Annotated in this window: 3 protein-coding genes and 1 pseudogene; all 4 read right to left on the bottom strand. The window is 37.4% G+C overall.

The window, feature by feature from the left end; translation table 11 throughout:
• Positions 1–147: pseudogene (locus J2S08_RS22265) on the bottom strand (transposase); the annotation flags it as partial.
• A 300-nt stretch (positions 148–447) separates the two neighbouring features.
• On the bottom strand, positions 448–1059 hold the full coding sequence (locus tag J2S08_RS22260; RefSeq protein ID WP_307233540.1) for a GNAT family N-acetyltransferase: 612 nt from the start codon (positions 1057–1059) through the stop codon (positions 448–450).
• Positions 1060–1751: 692 nt separating this feature from the next.
• Complete coding sequence (locus J2S08_RS22255; protein WP_307233538.1) at positions 1752–2855, bottom strand: Fic family protein; 1104 nt, start codon at positions 2853–2855, stop codon at positions 1752–1754.
• 220 nt (positions 2856–3075) lie between these two features.
• Positions 3076–4350, bottom strand: coding sequence for a group II intron reverse transcriptase/maturase (ltrA, locus tag J2S08_RS22250; RefSeq protein ID WP_307233536.1), 1275 nt, complete (start codon positions 4348–4350; stop codon positions 3076–3078).
• Positions 4351–4964 lie beyond the last annotated feature (614 nt).

Raw genomic sequence — 4964 nt, 5'->3', positions numbered from 1 at the left:
TCTATTCTTAGAGCCTTTCTTTTTTCGTGACAAAGAACGTTGCAGAAATGCTAATCTCTTTTCAGCTTTTCTCAACCATTTAGGATTTTCATACTGTTTGCCATTAGACAATACTGCAAAGTCTTTTAGACCAACATCAATTCCGATTTTTGGTTTTTATAGTGCTATCAAACTCCATATTGTATAGACTAATCATAGAACAATCTTTTGCTTACGCCAACCGAAAATTCATCTCCCACTTTCATTGAGCTATGCCCTTCACATTTAGAAGTGGGAGAATTCTTTTCGGAAATCCAGTTAAAGTTCTATTCTATTTTAACATCGACCTATTATTTTGTCATTTCATCATGGATGATTTCTATTTTTACTGCTTTATTTAAGATTTTAATAGTAAATTTTAAAAAACCTTTTGTTATAACTTTTTATTTAAGTTGTACTAATCGCGTTTCAAGTCTCCAAATATACTTGTTGATATGAATACTCTTGTAAAAAACATTCTAACCGTTCTTTTACTGAAGGCCATTCTTCCTTAATGATGCTGTACATCGCAGAATCGCGAATATATCCATCCTGTAAAACTCGTTCTTTCCGTATAATACCTTCCTCTACTGCTCCTAAACGAATAATTGCTTGGCGAGACCGTTTGTTTCGTGCATCCGTTTTAAATTGCACACGGTTAAACTGAAGCGTCTCAAAACAATAACGCAATAACAAATACTTGCTCTCTGTATTAACCCTAGTTCTCCAGACAGCTGGAGTATACCAAGTCCAGCCAATCTCTAAGTGCTTATTCGGTATTGAAATATAAAGAAAACGAGTACTCCCTACAATGGCATCTGTTTCTTGATCAATCACAGTAAATGGAAGCTCTGTCCCTTTCTCTCTTGCTTCCAATGCATTATTTATTATATGATGCATATCTTCCTGATTTTTTACTTTCGTAGAAAGATAAGTCCAAACCTCAGGAAATGCCGCCGCTTTATACAATCCTTCAGCATGTGATGCTTGCAATGGCAATAGTTTCATTCTTTTGCCTATTAATGAGACTTTCTTTAACATCTCTACTCCCCCTTGTCATTTTTGAATAAAAGTAAAACAAACACTCACCACTTTTAGTTGTAAGTCGATATTCTTTTCATTCTAATGAGAAATATTGCAGATAGTCAATGAAGAAAAGAGTTGAGGTTTTTTTGAGGAGAAATATATCAGTTATTTAAATAAGACAAAAAACAAGAAAATACTCGTTGATGTAAATACTTTACTTATACTGCTTGTATACAGCCTATTTATACATATTGATGATCACAGTTGTTCCTTAAGATATTAATTGTTCTATCCTGATGCTTATTTCATAAAGTGAAACTTCCATCAGTGGGGGTTTTCTCTCATCTCCCACTGATAAGAAGTAGAACAAAGGCTAAGATCTCAGGCGTCCTCGAAAAAGGAAACCGCTTTTTCTTCGTGCGATGTTGATTCAAGAAGCTTTCCTTATCCTGTCGGCCCGAACCAATCGGACATTTGACTTTCAGTTATTCCCACCTAGCGCTTCTGATTCCTCTTACTCTTAAGGTAGGGGGCTTACTGCCAGTTAGATGTGGGATAAAATTAACTAGGGTTTTTTGTTTCTTTTTCAATTCTAAGCGATAATTTTTACCGCTCTACTCTTTATTTCAAAAACTAGTATTACGTATTCTCTATAACCACTAAAAATCATACTCGAATATTATTCATTCTTAAAAGAACATGCTATATTATTCTGTCATCATTCGAATTAAATCGTATTGATAATAGCGGCGGTTTCGTTTTCGATCATCTCCAAAAATTAAATTTAACTGAACAAGCGTCGCTAAACTTTTCCTGATTGTAGCAGGAGCTAATTTTGTAGTAGCTTCTATTTGGTGAACGGTGGCAATTGGATGTCTGAATAATGCAGTCCACACTTTCTTTGTGGATGGCTGTTCGAGTTGTAAAATACCTTCATGGTACAACTTTTCAGCCTTATCTAGTTTCTCGTACTGATGCTTCGCCATGTGAATGGCAGCATCTAAAAAAAAGAGAATCCAGCTTTTCCAATCTGGCTCCTTGCGCCCTATTCCACGAACAGCATTTAACATAGCATAATATTTGAATTTTTCTCGTTCAAGTTCCTCACTCAAGAAAAAAAATGAAGAATCAATTGAGTTAGATTGAAGTAAATATAGAACAATCAGTATCCTTCCTAACCGCCCATTTCCATCCAAAAAAGGATGAATCGATTCAAATTGCGCATGAATAATAGCTGCCTTTATAAGTGGGTGTAAAGTATCTTCGTCTCTTCTTTCGTAAGGATGTCCATTTATGTAGTGCTCTAAATTTGTCATATACTCTCCCATGAACTGAGGTTCTGGAGGAATATAAGACGCATCCTTCATTTGCTTTGTCGGGCCAACAAAGTTTTGTATCTTTCTATATTCTTCAGCGGCACTCGTAGATCCACGCGCATTCTTCATTAATATTTGATGTAACTCACGAATTAATCTCTCTGTTAATGGATACCCAGCTCGAATGGTTTCTACTCCTATTTTCAGGGCATTTTGATAATTCCGAACCTCTACTTTTTCCCAATCTTGCTGCTGATCAATTAAATCTTCAAGCATTTCACTAAACGTAACCTGTGTTCCTTCAATTCGTGTTGATTGAACAGATTCATGCAATGTCAACAATTGAATAAAAGACTCATTTACTAAAGAATAACGAAGTTTTTGTTTCAGCCTTTCTAACTTTGCTGAAGCTTGAACGACTTTCTTATAAAAGGCAAGTTCTGTTTCTGGATCAAAAGTGATCGGGAGCAACGGTAAGTTATATGGCTTTTTCACCTTTATTGCCTCCTAGCATATATTCCTAACTATATTATATCCTATAATACGTTATTTTAAGACGTTACGCTATTTTTTACATGAAAAATAGCGCATACAACCCAATACCACTGCAATGAGAATAAAAGCTCATGCCCATAAATCGAGTAGAGGGAAAAGTTAAGAACTTTTCGCCCCTCTCACACCACCGTACAAACGGTTCCGTATACGGCGGTTCAATTTATATTACAGTGTGTACTTTTAGATAGTGATCTAAGGCAAAGGGGATTCCTCTTTGCCTTAGACTTTTATTTGACAAGGCTCTGTGTACAACCTTCGATAATCCAATGAAGCGGTAACCTTTTCTACAGTAGGTTAAGCCTTTGGCTTCTTCTTTTGGTATGCCAAGTTGGATGAGAGATTTTATTCTCTTTTTATTGTTCTTCCACTGCTTCCAAATAATTACCCGAATTCTGGAGCGAAGTTTTGCGTCTATTGTCCCAAGGATTTTCTTCATGTTGGCTATCTTGAAGTAGTTGACCCAACCAACAATGACCTGTTTTAACTTGACGATTCTGTCATCTAGTGAAATACTCCAGTTTCGTTTCGTTAGTTGTCGTAGTTTCCTCTGGAATTTTTGAATCGACTTTTTGTGAGGTCTTGGTTGAAACTTCTTCTTATTGGAATCATAATAGAAACCGAATCCTAGAAATTTTGTTTTGCTAGGACGTGAGATTCTACTCTTTTCCACATTCACCTTTAATCCCAATTTCTGCTCAATAAATTTTGTGATGGAAGTAAGTACTCTATTGGCAGCCTTCTCGCTTTTGACAAAGATAAGGCTATCATCTGCGTATCTTACAAACCGCAGTCCTCTTGCTTCCAGTTCTTTATCTAGTTCGTTCAACATAATGTTGCTTAGAAGTGGACTAAGGTTGCCTCCTTGCGGTGTTCCCACTAGGGTGTTTTTATATTTCCCGTTGACCATCACACCACTTACGAGGTATTTCCGTATAAGAGAAATCACATCTCCATCTTTGATCGTGTGGGAGATAATCCTCATTAGCTTGTCGTGATGAACCGTATCGAAGAATCGCTCTAGGTCAATATCCACTAGCCACTCATATCCGTCATTTATATATTCCAACGCTTGAATCATTGCCATTTCACAACTTCTTCTTGGTCTAAAGCCATAACTGTATTCACTGAATTGCTTTTCAAATATTGGGCTGAGCACTTGGCTAATGGCTTGTTGTACAACTCTATCCACAACTGTTGGAATACCTAGCTTGCGCATTTTTCCGTTTTCTTTCGGAATTTCTACTCGCATTGCCGGCATAGGTTGGTATTTTCTTTTCCGGATTTGCGTTCGCAACTCTTCTTTATGTTCCATTAGGTATTCCTTCAGTTCATTTACGGTTATTCCGTCTACTCCACTTGCTCCTTTATTACGGTACACTCGTTTATAAGCATTATTCATATTTCGATTGCTTAGAATCTCTTCTAAAAGTTTCACACTCGTTTCTTCCTTTCCTTTCACGTGACGAAGAACACTTCTATTTTGACTATCCTTTGAGATACGCTCATACTTTCATCATTAACACATTCAGAAGTTTATCCTTCGTGCATTCATGGCGTAGAAACACTATAAATTGTTCAGCCCTTCGTGATTTTCATCACTACTATGGCGTCGGCTGACTTCTCACGATAAACCTTTTTCGACCAGCTTTCTTTTTAGGGGACTCCTCAGCTGTCCGTGAGACCTCCCAGGGTAAGACAACTATCTTTCCTCTTTTACTCGCCTAATTTACTCTGTAGGATTACGCACATCCTTTAGGACTTCGACTTGTCATGGAGCCTTATCCACCTATAGAGCCTTGGTATCAGATTTCTGTTCGTCGAGCCAAGATTTTGATACGCGCTTCCTTCAACACTTACCTCACGATAAGTACCTTGCGTTTCTCTAGTGGTTGGTTGATGTGTACCCCCACAGTGGACTTTCACCACCTAGATAGTCGCCATGCCTGGCGCACATGAAAAAAGAGGTTGGGACAAAACCCACCTCTGACATGAAAAAGCCGGTGAAATTTTACGACGAGTAAAATTTCACCGGCTTTGATAACTTTTGCA

The sequence above is a fragment of the Bacillus chungangensis genome (genome assembly GCF_030812995.1).
Taxonomy (GTDB): domain Bacteria; phylum Bacillota; class Bacilli; order Bacillales; family Bacillaceae_C; genus Bacillus_CF; species Bacillus_CF chungangensis.
Note: the sequence above shows the minus strand (reverse complement) of the source record. Positions and strands in the feature narration are given on the sequence as shown.

Coding starts and splice junctions, on each gene's coding strand:
- J2S08_RS22260 (WP_307233540.1), bottom strand. CDS start 1,059: ATGTTAAAGAAAGTCTCATTAATAGGCAAAAGAATGAAACTATTGCCA.